Here is a 789-nt window from a genome sequence, read left to right on the forward strand (position 1 = left end):
GTGTTGTGGGTGTCGGGTGGGGGTGTGGGGATGATGTCGGCGTGGAGGTGCCAGTGGTCGTTGCCGTAGAGGTCGTCGGGGGTGTGGCGGACGTTGGTGATGCGGACGGTGGTCTGGCGGCGTAGGAGGAGGTCGGTGGTGCTGCCGAGGGGGGATCGGGTGAGGTCGGCGGTGTTGAGGGCGGGGTAGCCGGCCGGGAGGGTGGTGGTGAGGGTGATGGGGTGGTGGTGGTCGGGGTCGGTGGGTGTGGTGGTGGCGGTGGTGTAGCCGGGGTCGGTGTAGGTGCGGCCGGTCAGGGCGTGCATGGAGGCGGGGTTGGTGGGGTCGGCGCCCAGGAGGCGGTGGAGGAGTTGGGGGTCGGGGCGGTGGTGGACTTGGAGGGGTGCGGGGGTGGTGGAGGTGTGGATGAGGGTGTCGAGTTCGGTGACGGTGGCGGTGTCGTGTGTGGGGGCGTGGTCGGGGCCGTGGCGCAGGGTGTGGTTGAGGTTGGTGGTGGTGTGGGTGGCCAGGTCGCGGAGGGTGGCGGTGGTGGTGTCGTCGGTGGGGGGCGGGGCCATGTTCATGGAGAGGTAGATGGCGCCGGTGCCGGGTGTGGTGAAGGTCTGGGGGTCTTGGGTGGTGTCGTTGTCGGGTGCGGGTTCCCAGTGGGGGGGCGTTGGCCAGGGCGTGGTGTGGGTGGTGGGGGCGGTGTGCTGTTCGGGGGTGGTGTCCGGTGCTGCTTCGGTGCGGGGGCGGGGGTTTTCGGGGAAGGGCAGGTCGAGCAGGCCGTTGGGGTCGTAGGGGCGTTTG

Annotated in this window: 1 protein-coding gene; it reads right to left on the reverse strand. The window is 70.7% G+C overall.

Features of this window, described 5'->3' with window-relative positions; genetic code table 11:
- Nucleotides 1-789: ADP-ribosyltransferase (locus tag ACFHWE_RS23630; RefSeq protein ID WP_416604078.1), on the reverse strand; the 789-nt coding region annotated here is incomplete at both ends.

The organism is Nocardiopsis sp. LOL_012 (assembly GCF_048060475.1).
Classification (GTDB): domain Bacteria; phylum Actinomycetota; class Actinomycetes; order Streptosporangiales; family Streptosporangiaceae; genus Nocardiopsis.